Source organism: Limnochorda sp. (genome assembly GCF_047459355.1).
GTDB lineage: Bacteria > Bacillota > Limnochordia > Limnochordales > Limnochordaceae > Limnochorda.
The window spans coordinates 55,086-76,802 of sequence record NZ_VSCV01000006.1 but is presented as its reverse complement, the minus strand read 5'-3'; the positions used below and the strand labels follow the sequence as shown (position 1 = coordinate 76,802).

The 21,717-nt window shown below is 72.8% G+C and carries 18 protein-coding genes and 1 tRNA gene; 17 read left to right on the top strand and 2 right to left on the bottom strand.

The genetic code is table 11. The annotated features are described in order from the left end of the window. The first annotated feature begins 109 nt into the window (after positions 1 to 109). Positions 110 to 1,552 carry a lyase family protein gene (locus FWJ67_RS04115; protein WP_414481901.1) on the top strand — a complete coding sequence of 481 codons (1,443 nt, stop codon included), beginning with the start codon at positions 110 to 112 and terminating at the stop codon, positions 1,550 to 1,552. Between the two features lie 4 nt (positions 1,553 to 1,556). Beyond that, positions 1,557 to 3,149, top strand: coding sequence for a bifunctional phosphoribosylaminoimidazolecarboxamide formyltransferase/IMP cyclohydrolase (gene purH, locus FWJ67_RS04110; RefSeq protein WP_414482589.1), 1,593 nt, complete (start codon positions 1,557 to 1,559; stop codon positions 3,147 to 3,149). 17 nt (positions 3,150 to 3,166) lie between these two features. Here the strand turns inward: purH and FWJ67_RS04105 are convergent, their stop codons facing one another. Next, entirely contained in the window at positions 3,167 to 4,930 is a 1,764-nt protein-coding gene (locus tag FWJ67_RS04105) for an NFACT family protein (RefSeq protein ID WP_414481903.1), read from the bottom strand. Positions 4,931 to 5,177: 247 nt separating this feature from the next. On the opposite strand from FWJ67_RS04105, the gene FWJ67_RS04100 reads away from it, so the two are divergent. From FWJ67_RS04100 to spo0A, 11 genes are all read left to right on the top strand, one after another. Beyond that, entirely contained in the window at positions 5,178 to 5,876 is a 699-nt protein-coding gene (locus FWJ67_RS04100; protein WP_304172725.1) for a tetratricopeptide repeat protein, read from the top strand. A 146-nt stretch (positions 5,877 to 6,022) separates the two neighbouring features. Next, positions 6,023 to 8,785 (top strand): cation-translocating P-type ATPase, encoded by a 2,763-nt coding sequence (locus FWJ67_RS04095; protein ID WP_414482588.1) that lies wholly within the window; start codon positions 6,023 to 6,025, stop codon positions 8,783 to 8,785. A gap of 53 nt (positions 8,786 to 8,838) precedes the next feature. Then, the gene (locus FWJ67_RS04090; RefSeq protein ID WP_304172729.1) at positions 8,839 to 9,729 is read left to right on the top strand and encodes a YicC/YloC family endoribonuclease; all 891 of its coding nucleotides are present in this window, start codon (positions 8,839 to 8,841) and stop codon (positions 9,727 to 9,729) included. Between the two features lie 12 nt (positions 9,730 to 9,741). Then, positions 9,742 to 10,011, top strand: coding sequence for an extracellular matrix/biofilm regulator RemA (remA, locus tag FWJ67_RS04085; protein ID WP_304172731.1), 270 nt, complete (start codon positions 9,742 to 9,744; stop codon positions 10,009 to 10,011). A gap of 4 nt (positions 10,012 to 10,015) precedes the next feature. Then, positions 10,016 to 10,738 (top strand): guanylate kinase, encoded by a 723-nt coding sequence (gene gmk, locus FWJ67_RS04080; RefSeq protein ID WP_304172733.1) that lies wholly within the window; start codon positions 10,016 to 10,018, stop codon positions 10,736 to 10,738. Then, a complete protein-coding gene (gene rpoZ / locus FWJ67_RS04075) occupies positions 10,701 to 10,925 on the top strand; it encodes a DNA-directed RNA polymerase subunit omega (protein WP_304172736.1) in 225 nt (74 codons plus the stop codon). Before gmk ends, rpoZ begins: the two co-directional genes overlap by 38 nt. 80 nt (positions 10,926 to 11,005) lie before the next feature. Then, complete coding sequence (gene priA, locus FWJ67_RS04070) at positions 11,006 to 13,222, top strand: primosomal protein N' (protein ID WP_304172738.1); 2,217 nt, start codon at positions 11,006 to 11,008, stop codon at positions 13,220 to 13,222. A gap of 57 nt (positions 13,223 to 13,279) precedes the next feature. After that, positions 13,280 to 13,810 (top strand): peptide deformylase, encoded by a 531-nt coding sequence (def, locus tag FWJ67_RS04065; RefSeq protein ID WP_304172740.1) that lies wholly within the window; start codon positions 13,280 to 13,282, stop codon positions 13,808 to 13,810. Beyond that, positions 13,807 to 14,772 carry a methionyl-tRNA formyltransferase gene (fmt, locus tag FWJ67_RS04060; protein ID WP_304172742.1) on the top strand — a complete coding sequence of 322 codons (966 nt, stop codon included), beginning with the start codon at positions 13,807 to 13,809 and terminating at the stop codon, positions 14,770 to 14,772. The genes def and fmt overlap by 4 nt, the downstream gene beginning before the upstream one ends. Then, complete coding sequence (rsmB, locus tag FWJ67_RS04055; RefSeq protein WP_414481905.1) at positions 14,769 to 16,142, top strand: 16S rRNA (cytosine(967)-C(5))-methyltransferase RsmB; 1,374 nt, start codon at positions 14,769 to 14,771, stop codon at positions 16,140 to 16,142. The genes fmt and rsmB overlap by 4 nt, the downstream gene beginning before the upstream one ends. A gap of 118 nt (positions 16,143 to 16,260) precedes the next feature. Beyond that, positions 16,261 to 17,043: a sporulation transcription factor Spo0A gene (spo0A, locus tag FWJ67_RS04050; RefSeq protein ID WP_414481906.1), complete on the top strand. Its 783-nt coding sequence runs from the start codon at positions 16,261 to 16,263 to the stop codon at positions 17,041 to 17,043. A gap of 77 nt (positions 17,044 to 17,120) precedes the next feature. On the opposite strand, the gene FWJ67_RS04045 is transcribed toward spo0A, so the two are convergent. After that, positions 17,121 to 17,198 (bottom strand) — tRNA-Pro (locus tag FWJ67_RS04045). Between the two features lie 244 nt (positions 17,199 to 17,442). Here FWJ67_RS04045 and FWJ67_RS04040 point away from each other — a divergent pair. Genes FWJ67_RS04040 through FWJ67_RS04025 form a run of 4 tightly spaced genes read left to right on the top strand, consistent with a single transcriptional unit; the run spans position 17,443 to position 21,716 of the window. Beyond that, positions 17,443 to 18,444 carry an FhaA domain-containing protein gene (locus FWJ67_RS04040; RefSeq protein ID WP_304172749.1) on the top strand — a complete coding sequence of 334 codons (1,002 nt, stop codon included), beginning with the start codon at positions 17,443 to 17,445 and terminating at the stop codon, positions 18,442 to 18,444. 35 nt (positions 18,445 to 18,479) lie between these two features. After that, the gene (locus FWJ67_RS04035; RefSeq protein ID WP_304172752.1) at positions 18,480 to 19,205 is read left to right on the top strand and encodes a Stp1/IreP family PP2C-type Ser/Thr phosphatase; all 726 of its coding nucleotides are present in this window, start codon (positions 18,480 to 18,482) and stop codon (positions 19,203 to 19,205) included. Further along, entirely contained in the window at positions 19,183 to 20,460 is a 1,278-nt protein-coding gene (locus FWJ67_RS04030; protein ID WP_304172754.1) for an FtsW/RodA/SpoVE family cell cycle protein, read from the top strand. Before FWJ67_RS04035 ends, FWJ67_RS04030 begins: the two co-directional genes overlap by 23 nt. Before the next feature lie 20 nt (positions 20,461 to 20,480). After that, positions 20,481 to 21,716, top strand: coding sequence for a penicillin-binding transpeptidase domain-containing protein (locus FWJ67_RS04025; protein WP_304172756.1), 1,236 nt, complete (start codon positions 20,481 to 20,483; stop codon positions 21,714 to 21,716). Position 21,717 lies beyond the last annotated feature (1 nt).

The following is a 21,717-nucleotide window of genomic DNA, read 5'->3' as shown; positions in this document are numbered from 1 at the left end:
CCTTTCGTTTAGGATGGGGCCAGATTCTGGGCGCGGGTCCAGCCTGAGGAAGCAAGCCGGGCTCCAGGGTGGGGCCCGGCCGGGCAGCCAGCGATGGGAGGGAGCGTGTGTGGCCCGTGGATCCTTCAACCCCTTTGAGACGGTGAGCCCCTGGGACCACCGCTACGCGGTGGGCCAACCCCACCTCTACCAGGTGTGGCGCCAGTACCTTTCGGAGGCGGCCACCCTCCGCTACCAGCTCCAGGTGGAGGCGGCCCTGGTGGCGGGGCTGGAGGAGATGGGAGTGGCCCCTCCCGGCTCGGGGGCCCGGGTGGCCGAGGCCGCGGCCCGAGTGGAAGCGGAGGCCATCGCCCAGGAGGAGGCCCGGACCCGCCACAGCATCCGGGCCCTGGTCAACTGCTTGGCCCGGGAGGCGGGGGCCGACCTGGCGCCCTGGATCCACCTGGGGGCCACCTCTTCGGACATCACCGAGACGGCCCGGAGCCTCCAGTACCGGGAGAGCCTCGACCGCTTCCTCCTCCCCCAGCTGGTGGCCCTTTTGGAGGCGTGGATGGCGCTGGCCGAGCGGGAAGCGGCCACGCCCCAGATCGGCCGGACCCACGGGCAGCATGCGGTGCCCATCACCTTCGGCTTCGCCATCGCCCTCTACGTGGAGCGGCTGGGCGGGCGGATCGAGCAGCTCCAGGCCGCCCGGGAGGGGCTGGTGGGGAAGCTGACGGGGGCGGTGGGGGCCTACAACGCCCTCAGCCTCCTGGTGGAGGACCCCGAAGAGCTGGAACGGCGGGTGCTGGCCAGGCTCGGCCTCCGCCCCGCCCCGGTGGCCAGCCAGATCCTGCCGCCCGAGCCCTTCGCCGACCTCTTCCACGCCCTCACCAGCACCTTCGGGGTGCTGGCCAACTTCGCCGACGATATGCGCCACCTGCAGCGGAGCGAGCTGGGGGAGGTGGCGGAGGCGGTGACGGCGGAGCAGGTGGGCTCGTCCACCATGCCCCACAAGCGGAACCCCTGGAACTTCGAGCACGTGAAGAGCCTCTGGAAGGTGGCCATGCCCCGCATGATCACCGTCTACTTGGACCAGATCTCCGAGCACCAGCGGGACCTGACCAACTCCGCCTCCAGCCGCTTCCTCGTCGAGCTTTTCGTTGCCCTCTCCCAGGCGGCCGACCGGCTGACCCGCCTCTCCCGCCGGCTGCAGGTGGACCGGGAGCGGATGGCGGCCAATCTGGAACGGGAGCGCCCCCTGTGGGTGGCGGAGCCCCTCTACATCCTCCTGGCCCGGCACGGCCACCCGGAGGCCCACGAGGTGGCCCGGCGCCTGGCGGCCCGGGTCCGGGAGGAGGGAGGCGACCTCCTCCAGGCCCTGGAGGAGGCCCGCCAGCGGGATCCCCAGCTGGACCAGGTGGCCGCCGCCCTGACGCCTGAGGAACGGGCCCTCCTGCGGGAGCCCCTGCGCTACCAAGGCCGGGCTGAGGCCCGGGCCCGGGCGACGGTCGCCCGCTGGCGGGCCCGGGTCGCCCAGTGGGCGATCGCGCCCTGGCGGGAGGAGGGGTGAGCCCATGGAGCGGGCTTTGCTGAGCGTCTGGTCCAAAGAGGGCCTGGCCCAGCTGGCGGAGGCCCTGCACCAGCGAGGGGTGGAGCTTCTCTCCACGGGTGGGACGGCCCGCTACCTCCAGGAGCACGGCCTTCCTGTGACGGAGCTGGCCCAGGTGACGGGGGCGCCGGAGGTGTTGGGCGGGCGGGTGAAGAGCCTCCACCCGGCGGTCTACGCGGGGATCCTGGCCCGCCGCCGCCCCGGGGAGGAGGCCGATCTGGCCCGGGTGGGCGCCCGGCCCATCGACCTGGTCTGTGTGAACCTCTATCCATTTGAGGAGCAGGTCCGGCGGGAGACGCCCCTGGATGAGGCCCTGGAGCTGGTGGACATTGGCGGGGTGAGCCTCCTGCGCGCGGCGGCCAAAGCCTTCCCCCACGTGGTGGTCCTCTCCCGGCCGGACCAGTACCCCGAGTTCTTGGAGCGCTTGGCGGCGGGCCGCCTGGACCTGGCGTACCGGCGGCGCCTGGCGGCCGAAGCCCTGGCCCGCACTGCGGCCTACGATGAGCAGATCGCCGCCTACCTGGCCGCGGGCTTGGAGGCGCCGGACCGTCCCGAGGGTCCAGAAGACGCCCTCCCTGCCTCTTTCCCCGAGACCTACACCCTTCGGCTGGTCCGGGCCGCCTCCCTCCGCTACGGGGAGAACCCCCACCAGGCGGCCGCCTTCTACCGGCCGGAGGGGCCGGCTCAGGGCCTGGCCGCCGCCCGCCTCCTCCAAGGGAAGGCGCTCTCCTTCAACAACCTCAACGACGGCTCCGCCGCGTGGCGGCTGCTGGGGGGCCTCAGCCAGGCCTTCCCGGGGATGGCCGCGGCGGTGGCCGTCAAGCACACCAACCCCTGCGGCGCCGCCGTCGCCCCGACCCTGGCCGAGGCCTTCCGGAAGGCGTACGAGGCGGACCCGGTCTCCATCTTCGGGGGGATCGTCGCCCTCAACCGTCCCGTGGACCGGGCGACCGCCGAGCTGATGGCGCCTCTCTTCCTCGAGGTGGTCCTGGCGCCCGGGTTCAGCGAGGAGGCCCGGCAGGTGCTGGCCCGCAAGCCCAGCTTGCGCCTGCTGGAGCTCCAGGGCCACGGCGGGCCCCGGGTGGAGCTCCGGCCCGTTTGGGGCGGGTACCTCCTCCAGGAGCCCGATGACGGCCCCGCCTCGCCCGAGGGGTGGCGCCTGGTGACCCAAGCGGCTGTGGACCCTAGGCGGCTGCCGGACCTCCTCCTGGCCTGGCAGGTGGTCCGGGGCTGCTTCTCCAACGCCATCGTCGTGGCGGCGGGGGGGCAAACCCTCGGGATTGGGGCGGGCCAGGTGAACCGGATCGACGCGGCCCGCCACGCCCTGGAGCGGGCCCGGGCCCGGGTGCCCGGCGGGGACCTCCGGAACGCCGGCGCGGTCCTGGCCTCCGACGGCTTCTTCCCCTTCCCCGACGTGGTGGAGGTGGCGGCCGCAGCCGGCATCTGTGCCATCGTCCAGCCGGGCGGGTCCAAGCGGGATGGGGAGTCTATCGCCGCCGCCGACAGGGCCGGCATCCCCATGCTCTTCACGGGGCGGCGCCACTTCCGCCACGCCTAGCCCGCCCCGGCTGCGGCTCACTCCATCAGGGGCGGGAGGAGCTCCTCCCGGGGGGTCACCTCCAGGGTGAAGGCCGGTTCGTAGAGGACCTGGCCGGGCCGGGCCCCCTTGTACTTCCGGACGTGGCGCCGCCGGGCCACGTCCACGGGGACGTGGCTCGAGTGGCGGGCCTTGCTGTGGTACGCGGCCAGAAGGGCCGCCTCTTCCAGGGAGGCGAGGGGCGGCTCATCGGCGGTGGTCCGCAGGAGGACGTGGGCTCCGGGGAGCTGCCGCACGTGGAACCACCACTCGTCGGGCTTGGCCAGGTCCATGGTGATCCGGTCGTTCTCCCGGTGGTTGCGCCCCACCAGGATCTCCAGGCCATCGCTCGACCGGTACCGCAAGAGCCCCCGGCCCCTCTCCCCCGCCCGGGAGCTTTTCCGCCCGCTGGCGCCCTTGGAGCCCGCCAGGCCCGCGGGGGGGCGGTACCCCTGGCGCTCCATCTCCTCGGCCAGCTCCAGCAGGGCCTGCTCGGTGTCGGCCGCCTCCAGGTGGAAGGCGAGGCTCTCCAGGTAGGCGGCCTCCTCCCGGGAGTGGGCCAGCTCTTGGCTGGTCCGGTCCAGCCGGCGCTTGGCCCGGGCGTACCGGTCGAAGTAGGCCTGGGCGTTCTCCGCCGGCGAGAGACGGGGATCCAGGGGGATCCGGCGCCGGACCGGCGGGTCCTGGGTGTAATCCTCCACCTCCACTTCCGAGGCGCCGGGGGGGATCCGGTGGAGGTTGGCCAGGAGCAGCTCACCCAGGAGCCGCAGCCCCAGGTCGTCCCGCCCTTCCTCCAGCTCGGCCTCCTGCTTCTCGATCTTCCGCTGGACCCGTTTCAGCGCGGTCTGGACCGTCCGGCTTAAGGGTCCCCGGATCCCCTCGAGATGGTGGGCCGCCTCGTGCGCGCCGAAGACCTCGTCCAGGAGGGCGCTGGGGGAGGGGAAGGCTTGGTAAGGTCCGGGGCCGGGCGGGAAAGCCCAGAACCGCTCCGGCAGCCGCCGGGCTTCGGGATCCAGGCAGGGAGCGAAGCGCTCCGCCACAAGCACCTCTTGCCATGCGGCAAATCGCTCCAGGAGCCGTTGCCAGCCTTCCTCATCCAGCTCGCCGGCGGGACGGGCCGGATCCAGCCCAGCGGTCTCCACCAGGCGCCGGGCCGAGAGGGGGGAGAAGCCTGCCAGGGCCTGGAAGAGCCCGTCGGCCAGCCCTTGGCCCGCGGGGAGGAGCCGCCGGAGGGCTTCCCGGGAAATCGTCCGAGGGTCGGGCTTGCCCTCGAGGGGCGGGGGCTCGTAGGGGACGCCGGGGATGAGGGTGCGGGGCCCTGCGCCTGGCGGCACCCGCACGATGGCGTCCAAGACCGTTCCGTCCTCATCCACCAGCACCAGGTTGCCCTGCCGGCCCGTCAGCTCCAGCATGAGCTCCCAGGCCTCCGCGGCCTCCTTGGGGCCCCGCTCGAAGCGGAGGGCCAGCAGCCGCTCCAGCCCTTCCTGGCGGGCCCCGTAGAAGCGGCTCCCCTCCAGGTACTTGCGCAGGAGCATGCAGAAGGCGGGAGGGACGGGCGGGTGGGGCTGGTCCAGCTCCGTCCGCTGCAGCCGCGCGCCGCCGGGCTCCACGCTGGCCAGCAGCCGGTGGCTCTGGCCGGGGGTGCGGATGTGGAGCACGATGCTCCGGGCCGTGGGCTGGAAGATCTTCTGCACGTGCCCGCCCACCAGGACCTCGTTCAGCTCAGCTCGCACGGCGGCCAGAAAGAGCCCGTCCATGGGCATGGGGATCCCTCCTCACCGTCCCATCGGCAGCCTGCCCGGTCGCGGCCCAGTTCCCTCGGGCCGCCAGGCCGGAAAGGGAGTTCCACACCGGCCGCCCCCTCCCCTGGTGGCCCAGAGCCTGGGGAATGTCCGGACGGCCAGGGCGGCGCCGTCGGGGGCGGATGGTCCGGAGGATGGGTCCATCCCCCGGGCTGAGCCGGCAGGAGCAAGGCTGCCGCTGGCGAAGCCTCGGGGAGAGGTGAGGCGGATGCGGCGTGCCTGGGGCCGGTGGCTGGCCCGGGTGATGATCTGGCTCGTGGGGCTCTCCACCTGGGGCGCGCCTTTGGTTGGGGCCGTGCAGGCATCCTTCCTCCTGGGGTTGGAGTCCTATGCCCGGGGGTGGACCCATGCGGGGGAGCAGCTGGTGGAGGCCGCGGCCGCCGATCCCCACGATCACGAAGCCCGCCTCATGCTGGGCTTGATGCAGTGGGCCGGCGGGCGCTTGGAGGCGGCCCACGCCACCTTGGACGGGCTCCTCTCCGGCCTCCCCGAGACGTACCGGCCCCACCTCCAGGTCTTGGTGGGGCGGCTCCTGCTGGAGCTGAACCAGGTGGACCAGGCGGAGGCCCTCAGCCGGCAGGTCCTGGCCGACCACCCGGGGCTCGCCCTGGGCCAGCTCACCCTGGCCGAAGCCCTCCTGAGCCAGGGCCGGCGGGAGGAGGCCCTGGAGCCGCTCCGGGCCGCCCGGGCCGCGGGGCCGGGGGTGAGCCGGGTCTACCTCTTGGAAGGGCAGGTGCTGGCCAGCCTGGGCCGGGCGGACGAGGCCCGCGAGGTGCTGGAGCTGGGGGCCCGGATCGATCCGTGGTCGGCGGAGCTGCAGCTGGCCCTGGCCCAGGTCTACGAGATGCTGGCCCTGACCGACCGGGCGGAGCACGCCTACCGGCGGGCGGCCCAGCTGGGGTTGTAGCCTCGCTCCTCTCCCCCAGCGTTCCGTGGAGCTTCCCGAAGATTCCCCTGTGGACATTCCCTCCCTGACCGGCGCATAAGCCTCCTGATGGGCGGCCTGAGACGAGCCTGCCCGGGGCCCCGGAGCCCCGCGGGGAGGGTTCCCTTGTGAAGCGATCCTGGCACACCGTTCCCTTGGACCGGCTCCTGACCCAGCTCGGGGTGGATCCGGTCCACGGCTTGACCAACGAGGAGGCGGCCCGGCGGCTGGAGCAGGTGGGGCCCAACCGGCTGGCGACCGAGCAGCCCACGGGGCCCTGGACCATCCTCCGCCGCCAGCTCACCGATCTGATGATGGCCGTCCTGGGCACCGCCGCCCTGGTCAGCTGGGCCTTGGGCGAGCGGGCCGATGCGGTGGCCATCCTGGCCATCATGCTCCTCAACGCGGTCTTGGGCTTCTTCCAGGAGTTCCGGGCCGAGCGTTCCCTGGAGGCCTTGCGGGCCCTGGCCGCGCCCCAGGCCCGGGTAATCCGGCAGGGCCGGCTTCTCCGCCTGCCCGCCACCCAGCTGGTGCCGGGCGACCGGGTCCAGGTGGAGGCGGGCGACCGGATTCCCGCCGACCTCCGGCTCCTGGAGGCCTGGGGGCTGGAGGTGGACGAGTCGCTCCTCACGGGGGAGTCGGTGCCCGTGGCCAAACGGGCCGACTGGCTCGGCCGGGGCGAGGAGGAGGTGGCCGACCGGCCCAACCTGCTCTACATGGGGACCCTGGTCACCCGGGGCCGGGCGGAGGCGGTGGTGGTGGCCACGGGCAGCCAGACGGAGATGGGGGAGATCGCCGCCCTCATCCGGCGGGCAGGCCCCGAGTCCACCCCCCTGCAGGAGCGGGCCCAGGAGCTGGGCCGGGTGCTGGTGGCCGTCTCCCTGGGCCTGGTCACCCTGGTCACGGCCGTGGGGATCGCCCGGGGGCTTTCGGCCTACGAGATGTTCCTCACCGGGGTCTCCTTGGCGGTGGCCGTCATCCCCGAGGGCTTGCCCGCGGCGGTGACGGTGGCCTTGGCCTTAGGCGTGCAGCGGATGATCCGCCGCAACTGCATCGTCCGGCGCCTGCCGGCGGTGGAGACCCTGGGTACCATCACCACCATCTGCTCCGACAAGACGGGCACCCTCACCCGGAACGAGATGACCGTCACCCGGGTGGAGCTGGCCGACGGCAGCCTGGAGGTGACGGGGATTGGCTATGAGGCCCCGGGCCAGGTCCTGGATCGGGGGCGGCCCGTCCAGCTTTCGAGCCGGCCGGGCCTGGAGCGGCTCCTGCAGGTGGCTGTCCTCTGCAACCGAGCCCGCCTGCCCGCGGCGGGCCTGGAGGCTCAGGCTCCCAGGGGAGAGGGGCCGGGCGGCCTGGAGGTCTGGGGTGATCCCACCGAGATCGCCCTCCTCGTCCTCAGCGGGAAAGCGGGCCGCCCCCCCGAGGTATGGCGAGCTCAGGCCGAAGAGCGGGCCGAGTTCCCCTTCGACTCGGATCGGAAGCGGATGTCGGTGGTGGTCGATCTCGGGGGCGAGCGGCTGGTGCTCTGCAAGGGGGCGCCCGAGTCGGTGCTGGCCCAGGCGGACCGGGTGGAGCAACGGGGTGGGCCTGTCCCCTTGAGCGCGACGGGACGGCGCCGCTGGCTGGCCAAGGCGGAGACCATGAGCGGGGCCGCCTTGCGGGTGCTGGCCCTGGCCTACAAGCGCCTGCCGATGGGGGTCCTGCCCAACCAGGAGGGGGCCGAGACGGGCCTCATCCTCCTGGGGCTGGTGGGCATGTACGACCCGCCCCGGGAGGAGGTGCGGGCCGAGCTGGAACGGGCCCGCCGGGCGGGCATCCGGACCCTCATGGTGACTGGGGACCACCCCCGGACGGCCGAGGCGGTGGCCCGGGAGCTGGGCATCCTCCAGCCCGGTGAGGAGGCGGTCTTGGGCCGGATGCTGGATGGCCTGGATGAGGCCGAGCTCCGGCGGCTGGTCCGGGAGCGCTCCGTCTTTGCCCGGGTGGCCCCTCGCCACAAGGTCCAGCTGGTGAAGGCTTTGCAGAAGTGCGGCGCCCGGGTGGCCATGACGGGGGACGGGGTGAACGATGCGGCGGCCATCAAGGAGGCGGATGTGGGCATCGCCATGGGGCGCTGCGGGGTGGAGGTGACCCGGGAGGCGGCCTCCGTCGTCCTGACCGACGACCGCTTCGACACCATCCTGGCCGCGGTGGAGGAGGGGCGGGGGCTCTTCCAGAACGTCCGCACTTTCATGCGCTACCTCTTGGGGTGCAATGCGGGGGAGGTGCTGGTCATGCTGGGCGCCACCCTTCTGGGGCTGCCCCTGCCCCTCACCCCCCTCCAGATCCTCTGGATGAACCTGGTGACCGACGGCCTGCCGGCCATCGCCTTAGGCATGGAGCCCCCGTCCCCCGGGCTGATGGAGCGGCCGCCCCGCCCGCCGGGGGAGGGGGTGCTGGGCGGGGGGCTGGGGCGGCAGCTTCTGGGCCGGGCGACCGCCATCGGCCTCAGTGCCCTGGCCGCCTTTCTCTGGATGCTGACGGCCGGCCATGATCTGACCGTCGCCCGGACCACCGCCTTCACCGCCCTGGTCACCGCGCAGTTGGTCTACGTCTTCTCCGCTCGCTCTGAGCGCCTCGACCCGCTGGAGCGGCCCCTGGGGAGCAACCGGTGGCTGGTGGCGGCGGTGGCCCTGTCGGGGCTAGCCCAGCTGGGGGCCCTCTCCCTCCCCTTCTTGCAAGGGGCCCTGGAGACGGTGCCGCTCCCGCCTGACGGGTGGCTGGTGGTGGCGGTGGCCGCCGGCTGGCCCGCCCTCTGGGACCTGGCCCGCCACGCCTGGGAGGTGGGGCGGGGGGAGGTCGAGAAGGGGCGAGCGGTCCGGATCGGGGCCCCAAAACGGATCTAGGGAGGCGATACGGACCCAGGACGCCCAAATGTGTGCTATAATACCGGGAAGAGGTGAGAGAGCTGGCCCTGCACAGCATGACCGGCTTCGGACGGGCGGGCGGCTCGGGGGAGGCGCCGTTCTGGGTTGAGGTCCGGTCCGTCAATCACCGGTACTTGGATCTGAGCATCCGCCTGCCCCACGGCCTGGCCGGCCTGGAACCGGCTGTGCGGGAGCGGGTGGCCTCGTACCTGACCCGGGGCCGGGTTGAGGTGACGGTCGTCGCCAAGCCCCAGGCCGACGAGACGACCAGCCGGACGGTTTCCGTCAACCACGAACTCCTGCAGGCCTACCTGGAGGCGGCCAGGGAGGCGGCGGCCATTTGGGGCGGCCCCGGACCCTCTCTCGAGTTTGTGCTCCAGCAGCCCGGCGTGTTGGTGGTGGAGGAGGCGGCTCCCGATCTGGAACGGCTCTGGGCCTCCCTGAGCCCGGTGCTCGATGAGGCCCTGGAGCAGCTGGTGGCCATGCGCCGGACCGAGGGCGAGCGACTGGCCCAGGACTTGCGCCAGCGGCTGGCCCGGGTGAGCGCCTTGGTGGACCAGATGGCCGAGGCCGCCCCCCGCATGGTGGCCCAGTACCGGAGCCGGCTGAGCGAGCGGGTGGAGGGTCTGATCCAGCGGGGTGACCTGGATCCGGGCCGCTTGGAGGCCGAGGTTCTTCTCTTTGCCGAGCGTGTCGACATCTCGGAAGAGTTGGTCCGGGCGAGAAGCCATCTGGTGGAGTTCGAGCGGACTCTGGGGCAGGGTGGACCCGTCGGCCGCAGGTTGGACTTCCTCCTGCAGGAGCTGCTGCGGGAGACCAACACGGTGGGATCGAAGGCCCAGGACGGCCAGATCGCATCCTGGGTCGTCGACGTGAAGACGGAGCTGGAGCGGATGCGGGAGCAGGTCCAGAACCTGGAGTAAGGAGGCATCCCCATGGAGACCAGGCTGGTCAACATCGGCTTTGGCAACATCGTCTCCGCCAACCGGATCGTCGCCATCGTGAGTCCCGAATCGGCCCCCATCAAGCGGATCATCGCAGAGGCCCGCCAGCAAGGCCAGTTGATCGATGCCACCTACGGGCGCCGGACCCGCGCGGTGATCATCACCGATTCGGAGCATGTGATCCTCGCGGCCGTCCAGCCCGAGACGGTGGCCAACCGCCTCGCAGCCAAAGAGCAGGCCGTCGAGGCGACCAACGCCTGAGGTGATGTCGGGTGGTCGGACGAGGGTGAGGGGCGGCGACGGTTCCCAGGGAGGTTCCCCAGGGTTTCTGGTGGTCTTGAGCGCTCCCTCGGGCGCAGGGAAGAACACGGTGTTGAACCGGGTCCTCTCCCGGGTGGAGGGTCTGGTCTACTCCGTCTCCTGCACCACCCGCCCCGCTCGCGCCGGCGAGCGGGATGGGGTGGACTATTACTTCCTGACCGACGAGGAGTTTGACCGGCGGGTGGCGGCCGGGGAGTTCCTCGAGTGGGCGTGGTTTTGCGGGTACCGCTACGGCACTCCGAAGGCCTTCGTGGCCGAGCGGGTGGCCCGGGGCGAGACGGTGATCATGGACATCGACGTCCAGGGGAGCGCGCAGGTGAAGGCGAACTGGCCGGGCGCGGTCCGGGTCTTCCTGCTCCCGCCCTCCCTGGAGGAGCTCCGCCGGCGGCTCACCCAGCGGGGGACCGAAAGCCGCGAAAGCATCGAGGGCCGCCTCCGGACCGCCTGGCAGGAGCTGGAGGCGGTGGCCGATTACGATTACGTGATTATCAACGATGATGTGGAGCGGGCGGCCCAGGCCTTGGAGGCCATCGTCAGGGCCGAGCGCCTGAAGCGGGTGCGGAACCCGTGGGCTCAGTGGGTCGAGATCTTGCGCAAGGGGGGACGGATCGGTCATGGGAGAGCCATCGATGATGGGTCAGCCCAAGCTGGAGGAGATCAAGGATAAGCTCCCGAGCCGGTACGCCTTGGTGGTGGCGACGGCTCGCCGGGCCCGTCAGCTTCTGGACGGGGACCCGCCCCGAGCGGGCAACTTCGACGGGAAGACCCCGCCCAAGCCGGTCACCATCGCGCTCCATGAAATAAAGGAAGACAAGCTGGAGGCCAGCCTGGAAGGAGACAGCTCCCTTTCCTAGAACAGGCTCCATCGGCGCGAAGCCGCTTTCGCGGGCTCCTCGGGGAGCCCGTTCTTTGTGGGTGCGAGGGGGGACGGCACGTGTCCGGGTATGTGGAGGTGGCGGTCGACCTGCCCCTGCCCGGCGGGTTGGAGGTGCTGGACTACGCCATCCCCGCCCGCCTGGCCGGCCGGCTCCGCCCCGGGATCCGGGTCCGGGTGCCCGTGCGGAACCGAGCCGTTCAAGGGTGGGTGGTCGCCCTCCGGGAGGGGCCGCCGGCCCGGCCGTTGCGGGAGGTGGCCGCGGTCTTGGACCCGGAGCCCCTCATCGGCCCCGACGAGCTGGAGCTGGCCCGCTGGATCGCCCGCCGGTATCTGGCCCCCCTGGGGCAGGTGCTGGCCCTGTTCATGCCGCCGGGCCAGCGGGTGGATCCCGGTCAGTCGGCCCGGCCCCGGGAAGTGCTGGCCTACCGGCTGGCCGTCCCGCCCGAGGAGGCCCGGGCCGCGCTGGACAAGCTCTCCCGGGCGCCGCGCCAGCGGCAGGCTCTGGCACTCCTGCTGGAACACCCCGATGAGCCCCGGACCGCCCGGGAGCTGGCCGAAGCGTGCGGCCCCTCGGCCGCCCGGAGCCTGGCGGCCAAGGGGCTGATCGAGGCGATCCCCATCACGGTGGAGCGGAACCCCTACGTCGCCTGGCGGGAGCCTATGCCGCCGGTGGAGCTGACCGCGGAGCAGGCCCGGGCGGTGGCCGAGGCGGAGGCCCGCCTGGGCACGGGGGAGACGATTCTCCTCCACGGGGTGACGGGGAGCGGCAAGACGGAGGTCTACCTCCAGCTCATCGAGCGGGTCCTGGCCCGGGGGCAGCAGGCCATCCTCCTGGTGCCCGAGATCGCCCTCACCCCCCAGGCCATGCGTCGGTTCCAGGGGCGATTCCCCGGGCGGGTGGCCATGCTCCACTCGGGCATGTCCGAGGGCGAGCGGTACGATCACTGGTGGAAGATCTACCGGGGCGAGGCCCCGGTGGTGGTGGGGGCCCGCTCGGCCATCTTCGCCCCCACCCGGCGGCTGGGCCTGGTGGTGGTGGACGAGGAGCACGCCACCTCGTACAAGCAAGAGGAGTCGCCCCGCTACCACGCCCGGGAGGTGGCCATGGAGCGGGCCCGGCGGGCCAAGGCCCTTTGTGTCCTGGGGAGCGCCACGCCCTCCTTGGAAAGCTATTATGCCTCCACACGGGGCCGCATCCTGCGGCTGGAGATGGGGCAGCGGGTGGATGGGCGGAGGCTCCCCCGGGTCCGCCTCATCGACCTGCGGCAGGAGCTGAAGGAGGGCCACCAGGGGCTCTTCAGCCGGGCCCTGGAGCGGGCCCTCGTCTCCCGCCTGGAGCGGGAAGAGCAGGCCATCCTCCTCCTCAACCGCCGGGGCTACCAGAGTTTCCTCCTTTGCCGGATCTGCGGGGCGGTGGTGGAGTGCCCCCACTGCCAGGTGAGCCTCACCTACCACAAGGTGGGCCACCGCCTCCGGTGCCACTACTGCGGCACCGAACGGCCCGTCCCCCGCACCTGCCCGGCCTGCGGCGGGGCGGAGCTGAGCGGCATGGGCGTGGGCACCCAGCAGGTGGAGGAGGCGCTTTACCGCCTCCTGCCCGGCGCCCGGGTCCTCCGGCTGGATGCGGACACCACCGCCCGCAAGGGGGCCCACGACCGGATCCTGCGCCGGTTCGAAGCCCACCAAGGGGACATCCTGGTCGGGACCCAAATGGTGGCCAAAGGGTTGGACTTCCCCCGGGTCACCCTGGTGGGGGTGATCGACGCCGACACCTCCCTGCGCTTCCCGGACTTTCGCGGCGCCGAGCTGGCCTTCCAGCTCATCACCCAGGTGGCGGGCCGGGCGGGGCGGGGGCTTCTTCCGGGGGAGGTCCTGGTCCAGACCTACCTGCCCGAGCACTACAGCCTGCAGGCGGCCCGGGAGCACGACTACGGGGCCTTCTTCCAGCGGGAGCTGGCCTACCGGCGGCGGCTGGGGTACCCGCCCTTCACCCATCTGCTGCGGGTCCTGATCCAAGGCCGGCAGGCCCAGGCCGTGGAGGCCGAGGCCCGAGGGGTCGCCCAGGCTCTGAAGGCACGCCGGGCCGGGGAGCGGTACCGGGTGCTGGGCCCGGCCCCCGCGCCCTTGGCCAAGCTGAAGGATCACTGGCGGTGGCAGGTCCTCTTGGTAGGTCCTTTGGACGATCTTCTGGAGGCGGGCCATGAGCTGCGGGCCCGCCGGATGGGGCGGGGCTGCCAGGCGGTCTTGGACATGGATCCCGTCAGCCTGCTCTGACGGGCCGGCGGCCAGGCCCGTGGTATAGTGTGTGAGGGGACGAACGGAGGTGGGAGTGTGGCGGTGCGGGAGATCCGTCTCTATCCCGACCCGGTTTTGCGGCGGCCGGCCAAGCCCGTCACCCGGGTGACCAAGAAGCTGGCCCGCCTGGCGCAGGATATGGCTGAGACCATGTACGCGGCCAACGGTGTGGGCCTGGCCGCGCCCCAGGTGGGGAAGGGGGTCCGTCTGGCGGTGGTCGATGTGGGGGACGGGCTCATCACCCTCTTCAACCCGGTCATCGTCGCCCGGGAGGGGACGGCGGTGGATGTGGAGGGGTGCCTCAGCATCCCCAAGATCACCGCCTACGTCGAACGGGCGGCCCAGGTGACCGTGGAGGCTCTGGATCTGGAGGGCCGGCCCTTCCGGGTGGAGGCCGACGGCCTTCTGGCCCGGGCGCTCCAGCACGAGATCGACCACCTGGACGGGATCCTCATCGTGGACCGGGCGACCCGCCTTTTCCGGGAGGAGGAGCGGGAGGGGGAGGAGGAGCCCGTCGCGGTGGAGATCGACCGGGAGGAGCTCCTCCGCCAGGAGGTGGCCCCATGAGCCGGCGTCCCTCAGTGGTCTTCATGGGCACCCCTGACTTTGCCGTGCCCAGCCTGCGGGCCCTGGTGGAGGCCGGCTTCCCCATCCAGGCGGTGATCACCCAGCCTGACCGCCCCCGGGGCCGGGGGCATCGCCTCACCCCGTCGCCGGTGAAGGCGGCGGCCCTCGAGCTGGGCCTTCCGGTCCACCAGCCCGAGCGCCTGGCGGAGCCGGAGGTGCTGGAGTGGCTGGATCGCCTGGCGCCCGAGGCGGTGGTGGTGGTCGCCTTCGGGCAGAAGATCCCGCCCCGGGTCCTCCAGCTGCCCCCCCTGGGCTGCATCAACGTCCACGCCTCCCTCCTGCCCCGCCACCGGGGGGCGGCCCCCATCCCCCGGGCCATCATGGCCGGCGACACCGAGAGCGGGATCACCACCATGCTGATGGATGAGGGGTGGGATACGGGCCCCATCCTCCTCCAGGAGGCGATCCCCCTCGGCCCCGATGAGACGGCGGGCAGCCTCCACGACCGGCTGGCCGAGCTGGGGGCACGGCTCCTGGTGGAGACCCTCCAGCGCCTGCAGGAGGGGAGCCTGACGCCCACCCCCCAAGACGATCGCCTGGCCACCTTGGCCCCCAAGCTGCGGCCCGAGGAGCAGGTCCTCGATTGGAACCGGCCGGCGGTGGCGTTGGAGCGCCACATTCGGGCCCTCCATCCCCACCCGGGGGCGGTCACCTTCCATGGCGACCGCCGGCTGATTGTGGAGCGGGCGGCGGTGGTGGCGCCCGGTGAGGCCGGGGGTTCCGCCGAGCCGGGGCAGGTTCTGGAGGCGGTGCGGCATGGCCGGCTCCTGATCCAGACCGGGGACGGCGTCCTGGAGATCCTGGAGCTCCGGCCGGCGGGGAAGCGGACCATGACGGCCCGGGACTACCTGAACGGCTTCCCCACCGAGCCGGGCGAGCGGATGGGGTCGAACGCGCCGTGAGGCTGGATGGGCGGGCTCCCCGCGGGGGCGAGGCCAGCCCGGCCCGCCAGGTGGCCGCCCACGTCCTGCTCCGGGTGGAGCGGGACGGGGCGTACGCCAACCGGGCCCTCCACGCGGCCCTGGAGCGGCGGCGCCTGGATCCCCGGGACCGGGCCCTGGCCACCCAGCTGGTCTACGGCACCCTCCGGTGGCAGGGCCGGATCGACGGCTGGGTGGAGCGGCTGGCCGGAAGACCGGTGAAGGCGTTGGATCCCGCCACCCGGGTGATCCTCCGGCTGACGGGCTACCAGCTCCTCATGCTGGCGAGCATCCCCCCGGAGGCTGCCTGCGACCAGGCCGTCCGGCTGGCCCACCAGTTCCGCCCCCAGGCGGCGGGGCTGGTCAACGCCATCTGCCGGCGGATGAGCCGGCGGGAAGCGCTGGAGCCGCCGGGGGAGGGCCTGGCCGGGCTGGCCGAGCGGCACGCCCACCCGGCGTGGCTGGTGGAGCGGTGGGCTGCCCGGGTAGAGCCCCCGGAGCTGGAGGCGTGGCTGGAGGCGAACAACCGGGAGTCGCCGGTGGCCGTCCGGGTCAACCGGCTCCGCGCCGAGCCGGAGGAGGCGGCCCGCTCCCTGGAGGCGGACGGCTTCCGGGTGGAGCGGGGGGCCCTGCTGCCCGGGGCGTTGCGGCTCCACGGGGGCCGGATCGCCGATGCTCGGGCCTTCCAGGCCGGGTGGATCACCCCCCAGGATGAGAGCTCCCAACTGGCCGGGCACTTGCTCGCCCCCCAACCGGGCGAGGCGGTCTTGGACCTGTGCAGCGCTCCCGGGGGAAAGGCGACCCACCTGGCCGAGCTGATGCAGAACCAGGGCCGGCTGGTCGCCCTGGACCTCCACCCCGGCAAGCTCCGGCAGGTGGACGAGGCCGCGGCCCGGCTGGGGCTGGACGTGATCCAAACGGTGGCCATGGACGCCCGGGCCCTGCCCGAGGCGTGGCGGGACCGATTCGACCGGGTCCTCCTGGACGCGCCGTGCAGCGGCCTGGGGGTGGTGGGACGCCGCCCCGAGATCCGGTGGCGGAGCAGCCCCGAAACCATCCGGTCCCGGGTCCCTATCCAGCAGGCCCTCCTGGAGCAGGCCGTCCGGGTGCTGCGGCCCGGCGGGCGGCTCCTCTACGCCACCTGCAGCGTGGAGCCGGAGGAGACCTTGGAGCAGGTCCGCTGGCTGGTGGCCCAACACCCTGAGATGGTGCCCGTGGACCGGGAGGAGGTCAAGCGGCTTCTGGAGGCGGCCGGGGCTCCGGTGGAGCCGGGGGAAGAGGGTTCCGTCATCCTCCTGCCCCACCGGCACCAGACCGACGGCTTCTTTCTCGCCCTCTTTGAAAAACGATGAAGATAGCAGGCAAATGCAAGAGGAGAAATGTCTCATCATGTGGAAAACCCTGGGCGTCACCAGGGCGCGCTAGGGGAGAGCGCGCCGCGTTGAGGAGGAAGGCGCGCTGACACGGGTTTTGATTGCTGACAACAACGTGGAGCTCTGTGAGATTCTCGACCGGTACCTCTCCTCCCAGCCTGATGTGACCGTCGTCGGGACCGCGTACGATGGCGAGCAGTGCCTGGCCATGATCGCCGAACACCAGCCGGATGTGGTCATCCTCGACATCACCATGCCCAAGCTGGACGGCATCGCGGTGATGGAGCGGCTGGCCACCCTGGGGGTTCAGCCGCGCCCCCGCGTCATCGTCCTGACGGCCATGGGCCGGGAGGACATCATCCAGCGGCTGACAGCCCTGGGTGCCGACTATTTCGTCGTCAAGCCCTTCAACCTGGACGTGCTGGTGGAGCGGATCCGCCAGTTCGGGCCTGGCGGGTCGGAGTACACGGTGGTCAAGGAGGAGAGTGCGGCAGCCCAGTACCCGGTCACCGTAGACTGGGAGAGCCAGGTGACCCAGATGCTCCACGAGCTGGGCATCCCGCCCCACTTCAAGGGGTATGCCTACCTGCGGGATGCGGTGGTGATGGTCCTCCAGGACGAGCAGCTCTTGGGCGGCACCCTCACCAAGCGGCTCTACCCGGCCCTGGCTGAGAAGTACGAGACCAGCCCCGCCGGGGTGGAGGCCGCGGTCCGGAATGCCATCATCGCCGGCTGGGAGAACGGCAACCGGGAGCTTCTGGAGCAGCTCATCGGCAAAGGGCGCCGGGACCGATTCCCCACCAACTCCATGGTGATCGCCCACCTCGCCGATTACCTGCGGTTCCGGGCGCCGGGAGCCCGGGCCGCCCGGACCCAGTGACCCCAGGGCCCGCCGGCCCGGCCTCCCCCAAACGCGAACATGACGCCTTCCGGCGTCATGTCCTCTGGCATCAGGTTTGGTCGGGGTGCGCGGATTTGAACCGCGGGCCTCTGCGTCCCGAACGCAGCGCTCTAACCAAGCTGAGCTACACCCCGTCGCGAAATCCAGTCTACCGGTGAGGGGCGCTCCTGTCAAGCTCTCGCCGGACCCGCATCCCGCCGGGCCTGGGACGGGCGCCAGCACCCCGCGGGCGGGCCGGCGGGCCCCAAAGGCCGGTGGCAAAGCCGTTCCGCCGCCGGCCCCACTGGAAAGGAAGGCCTTTCCTTGTGTAGAATACCCGGTGGACGGCGAACCGCAGGGTGGGCACGACGGCCGGCGCGCCGAGTGGGGGGTCGCCGTGTGGACAACTGGGCCGAGAGGTTGGAGGCGTGGCTGGGGCGGGTCCGGGAGGGCCGCCGGAGCCGGCGGGGTGGATTCCAGCCGGTGCGGGTGGGGCGCGCCTTGGAGGCCGAGTTGCTGGCGGGTCGCCGGGAAAGCATCCTCCAGACCTACGTTCCCAACCGCTACCGGGTCTTCCTCCACCCCGGGGACTGGGAAGAGTTGCGGCCCATCCGGCGGACCCTCACCGTGGAGCTGACCGAGTACTTGCGGGACCTGGCCCAGCGCCATGGGTACGCGTTCGTCAGCCCGCCGGAGCTGGAGTGGGTGGTGGCGGACGATCAGCCTCAAGGGTCGGTCCGGGTGGAGGCCCGGTTCCAGGAGCCTGAGACGGGGCCCGAGCCGCCCGTGGCGGAAGCCCGGCCCCAGGCGGCCAGCCCCGCCACCGCCGAGCCCGAGGAGGCATGGTCCGCAGACGACCCGGAGGATGCGTCTTGTCTGGAGGATGAACCGTTCCTGACGGAGTCGGCCCCCGCGGCCTGGGAGGCGCCGGAGCTGGCCGGGGAGTCGGCCACCCGGCCGTGGGCAAGGATGGAGCCTGAGATCGAGCCTGAGTGGGAGGAGCTTCCCGCGGGGACGGGTGACGAGCCCGAGCCCCTGGGCGAGGGCTCCGGGCGCCGGTACCGGGCGACGCCGGAGGCGGAGCCGTCGGGGCGGCTGGTGGTGGTGGCCGGTCCCGACCGGGGCACCATCATCCCCTTGCGCAGCCGGGAGATCCTCATCGGCCGGGCGACGGACCGGGAGCCTCCCGTCCACGTGGCCTTGAGTGACCGGGGCGTCTCCCGCCGCCACGCGCGCCTCCTCTGGCGGGGCGGCTTCTGGTGGTTGGAGGATCTGGGCAGCACCAACGGGACCTTTGTCAACGGCGAGCCCGTCGACAGTGGCTGGCTGCAGGCGGGCGACGAGGTGGAGGTGGGCAGCTCGCGGCTGGTTCTGGAGGAGGAAGGGCCTGAGGACGTGTGAGGCCGGGTGGGTTGGTGGGAAGGGGAGGGAGCCAGGTGCGGGTGGGGGCGGTCACGGACCGGGGACAGCTGAGGCCGAGCAACCAGGATGGCTACCGGATCCATGACCGGCTGGTGGCGGTGGCGGACGGCATGGGCGGCCACCAGGCGGGAGAGGTGGCCAGCGCGGCCGCGCTGGAGGCTCTGGTCAGCTACCCGTTGGAGGGGGACGACCCGGGCGCGGCCTTGGTGGCTGCAGTCCACGAGGCCAACCGGCGGGTCTACACCCTCAGCCTCACCCGGCCGGACTACGCCGGCATGGGCACCACCCTCACCGCGGCCCACCTGGCCGGCGGGCGATGGTGGATCGCCCACGTGGGGGACAGCCGGGCCTACCTCTACCGGCAGGGCCGCCTCCGCCAGGTGACCCGGGACCACTCGGTGGTGGCTGAGCTGGTCGCCCTGGGCTACCTGCGGGCCGATGAGGCCCGGACCCATCCCCAGCGTCACCTGCTCACCCGGGCCTTGGGCTTGGAGGCCACCCTGGAGGTGGACCTCTACAGCCTGGAGGCGCGGCCGGAGGACCGGCTCCTTCTCTGCACCGATGGGCTGAGCAGCGTGGTCTCCGACGCCACCATGCGGGAGCTCCTGGCCCGAGGCGGCTCGCCCGCGGAGCAGGCCGCCCGCCTGGCCGAGAAAGCGTTGGAGCAGGGGGCGCCCGACAACGTGACGGTGGTGGTGGTCAGCCTGGACGAGGGCGATGTCCTTGGGGCCGACGGCTAGGGGTCTTAGGGCCGGCCTTGCCGGCCGGGCCCTGCTCCCGGGGGCCCTCCTGGGCCTGGGCCTTCTCCGCCTGGGCGGGGGGGAGGCCCTGGCGGGCCACGCTGGTCTCCTGGGCTGGTGGAGTGCCTGGAGCGGCGGGGCCGTCCTGCTGGCCGGGGCCGCGGCCGGGCAGGAAGGGGCGGGGCTCCTCAGCGCCGCGGGCAGCCTGGCCGCGGCGGGCCTGGTGGTGCGCCTCGCCACCACCCCCGAGGACTGGCTCATCCAGGGTCTCCTCTGGGTGGCTGCATCCGGGCTTGCTTTGGCCGTCAGCTTGTTGCCTTGGGAACGCCTGGTGCGGGATCCCCGCATCCCAACCTGCGTGACGTTGGTGGCGCTCATCCTGCCCCTGGTGGTGGGATCGGCAGCGGGCGGGGCCCGAGCCTGGCTCCGGGCTGGCCCGCTCCAGCTCCAGCCGGTGGAGCTGGCCAAGGTGGGGGCCATCCTGCTCCTCGCGGGCCGGCTGGGCCTGGCCCCGCCGGGGAGCGCCTCCCACGGCATCTCCGAGCCATCCGGCCCCCTGCCCGCCCGGGAGTTGGTCTGGCTTGCCCTCCTCTGGTCTGGCTTCGCCGGGGCCCTGGTGGCCCAGCGGGATCTGGGCGGGGCCGCCTTGGTGGCCCTCCTCTTGCCGGCGGGCCTCCTGCTGGCCGGGTACCCGGCCCGGGTGCCCCTGGGCGCTCTCCTCCTGGCCGGGGGAGCGGGCCTGCTCCTCCTGGGCCTCTACCCCCATGCCCTCGCCCGGGTCGAGGGCATGCGCGCCCTCTGGCGGCTGGAGACCGCAGGGGCCTACCAGCTGTGGCAGGGCCTCGCCTCCCTGGCTCTGGGGGGCCTGTGGGGGCGGCCGGGGGGCTTTGGCGATGGCCTCGCGGTGCCGGCCGGCGCCACCGACTTGCCCCTGGCGGTGGTGGCGCCGGGAGCGGGCCTGGTGGCCGTTTGGGGCATTCTGTACCTGCAATGGTCCATCGTTGCCAGGGGGTTGGGGATGGCCGAGACGGCCGAGGGAGCGGCCCGCCTGCTGACGGGTCTGGTCGCCGTTCTGTGGGGCCTGGAGACCCTCCTGCCCACCGCGGGCTGGCTGGGCCTGGCGCCCCTGACGGGCCTGCCCCTGCCTCTGGTGAGCCGGGGCGGCAGCGCCCTGGTGGCCCACGGGGTCCTCTTGGGCTGGCTCCTCTGGGGGGCCCGCCAGCGGCTCGGGGGCGCCGGGGCGCGCGCTGGCTGAGGCGGGCGGCGGCCGCGGGGATGCTCCTTCTGGCCGTGACCGCGGGGCTCTGGACGGCGCCCACCCCGTGGGGGGTGGCCTTGGAGGCTCGCCTGGCCCGGCTCCGCCCGGCGGCGGGGCTCCCGGGGCGGGGAGGAATCTACGATCGGACCGGAGAAGCCTTGGCCGTCAGCGGTCCAGGGGGGTGGGGCCCCGCCCGGCGCTACACCGTTCCGCCCAGCCTCGCGCCGGTGCTGGGCTACGTTCACCCCCGCTTTGGGCTGGCTGGGCTCGAGCTGAGCCTGGACGGGTGGCTGGCCGCCCGCCACGGCGGGGCTGATGTGGCCCTCACCATCAGCCGCGAGTTGCACCGGGCCGCGGAAAGCTGGTTTGACGGCCGGCCCGGCGCGGCGGTGGTGCTTTCGATCCCCGAGGGCGAGCTGTTGGCGCTGGTCAGCCTGCCCGGCTTCGACCCGGGCGCCCTCGATCAGGGCTGGGAGCATTGGCGGGCCGATGCCGACCGGCCCTTCTTCCCCCGGGCCGTCCAGGGCCTGTATGCCCCAGGATCGGCCTTCAAAGTGGTGGTGATGGCCGCCGCGCTGGAGGCGGCTCAAGCCGGGGGTACCGTCGGGCTCCCCGGGCCGGGCCGGGCCCCTTTGGATCTGGCGCTGGCCCGATCGGACAACCTGGTCTTCAGGCAGCTGGGCGTCGCCTTGGGTCCCCAGATCACCGGGCTGGCGCGCCGTCTGGGCCTGGACGGGGCGCCCCCCTTGGAGATCCCCACCCGGGCCGGCCACCTCCCCCCGGAGCCCTTGAGCCTCGGGGAGGCGGCCCTTGTTGGGATCGGCCAGGGCGCCATCGCGTTCACGCCCCTGCAGATGGCCCTGGTGGCGGGTGTCATCGCCAGCGGCGGGCGGGCGCTCACCCCCCGGTTGGTCCGGTGGATGGAAGGCCGGCCGGCGCCCCGTGTCCAGGAAGGGCCGCGGCTTCTGCCCCTGGCGGTGGCCCAGCGGGTCCAGGCGGCCATGGCCCTGGCGGTGGAGGAAGGGACGGGCACCGCCGCCCGGGGGGAGCCGCCGGTGGCGGGGAAGACGGGCACGGCAGAGGTGGCCGGCAAGCCACCCCATGCCTGGTTCATCGGCTTTGCCCCCGCCGACCGCCCCAGGGTGGCGGCGGCGGTGGTGGTGGAACACGGCGGATCGGGCGGCCGGGTGGCGGCGCCCATCGCGGCCAAGATCCTGCGGGCCGCACTCGAGATGATGGGCGGAGGAGGCTGAC

Excerpts from the sequence above, each read along its gene's own strand:
- FWJ67_RS04105 (WP_414481903.1), bottom strand. The coding sequence starts at position 4,930 with ATGCCCATGGACGGGCTCTTTCTGGCCGCCGTGCGAGCTGAGCTGAAC.
- FWJ67_RS04100 (WP_304172725.1), top strand. The coding sequence starts at position 5,178 with ATGCGGCGTGCCTGGGGCCGGTGGCTGGCCCGGGTGATGATCTGGCTC.
- gmk (WP_304172733.1), top strand. The coding sequence starts at position 10,016 with ATGTCGGGTGGTCGGACGAGGGTGAGGGGCGGCGACGGTTCCCAGGGA.
- fmt (WP_304172742.1), top strand. The coding sequence starts at position 13,807 with ATGAGCCGGCGTCCCTCAGTGGTCTTCATGGGCACCCCTGACTTTGCC.
- FWJ67_RS04030 (WP_304172754.1), top strand. The coding sequence starts at position 19,183 with ATGTCCTTGGGGCCGACGGCTAGGGGTCTTAGGGCCGGCCTTGCCGGC.
- purH (WP_414482589.1), top strand. The coding sequence starts at position 1,557 with ATGGAGCGGGCTTTGCTGAGCGTCTGGTCCAAAGAGGGCCTGGCCCAG.
- rpoZ (WP_304172736.1), top strand. The coding sequence starts at position 10,701 with ATGATGGGTCAGCCCAAGCTGGAGGAGATCAAGGATAAGCTCCCGAGC.
- remA (WP_304172731.1), top strand. The coding sequence starts at position 9,742 with ATGGAGACCAGGCTGGTCAACATCGGCTTTGGCAACATCGTCTCCGCC.
- FWJ67_RS04025 (WP_304172756.1), top strand. The coding sequence starts at position 20,481 with ATGCTCCTTCTGGCCGTGACCGCGGGGCTCTGGACGGCGCCCACCCCG.